Raw genomic sequence first — 871 nt, 5'->3', positions numbered from 1 at the left:
ATTCATAACCCGGAGGTCGCGGGATCGTGCCCCGCTCTCGCTACATTAGTAAAATCAAGCAAAACAACGGTTTAGTTCACTCTAAACCGTTTTTTTATGTCTATATTTCTACAAACAATTACCAATGAACACGAAAGTGAACACGTTTTAGAACACGATTTGTCAACAAGAAGTAATTTCTCCGCTCCAAAAATCTATACCGCAAAGGGTGACCTTACCAAAAGATGGTATGTCTATTTTTCATTTAGAGACCCCAGTACCAAAAAATTGGTGCGGATGAAGAATATTTACGGGAAGGCAAACAACTATAAAATCAAAGCGGACAGATTGACTATCTTAACTTCATACCGCAGAAATTTGCTCAAACTATTAAAAGAAGGATACAGTCCTTTTGAAAAAAGGAAATTGAGCGAGGTTAAAAAAGTAATCACTGTAGCTAAAAAAGAGTCCATAGAAAAGGTAGATACAGCACCAAGTATAGAATTAGCTGCAGAAAAACAATCAGTAGAACAAGGGATGCCTTTACAGGAAGCATTCGATTTTGTTCTTAAGCTCAAAAAAAATCAGATCAAACATAGAACCGTTCAAGATTACGGACATAAATCCAAAGCATTCTTACTATGGTTATCTGAAAACCATCCAGATATACATACCATAGACAAATTGACCAAAAGGATGTTGTTGAGTTTTCTAAATCAAATCGTGATGAAAACCAGTGCTAGAAATAGGAATAATTTTAGATTGGCCCTAGGAACAATGCTACAGACACTGGAAGATAACGAACTACTAAATTTCAATTTTATAAAAAACATAAAAGTCCTCAATTCGGTACCTAAGCGAAATAAAACCTTTACACTAGAAGTTGAGAACA

1 pseudogene is annotated in these 871 nt (G+C 35.4%); it reads left to right on the top strand.

Annotated elements, in window-relative coordinates:
• Nucleotides 1–96 precede the first annotated feature (96 nt).
• A pseudogene (locus ES765_RS21505) lies at nt 97–871 on the top strand (hypothetical protein); the annotation flags it as partial.

Origin of the sequence: Maribacter sp. ACAM166 (assembly GCF_005771495.1) — a bacterium.
Classification (GTDB): domain Bacteria; phylum Bacteroidota; class Bacteroidia; order Flavobacteriales; family Flavobacteriaceae; genus Maribacter.
Note: the sequence above shows the minus strand (reverse complement) of the source record. Positions and strands in the feature narration are given on the sequence as shown.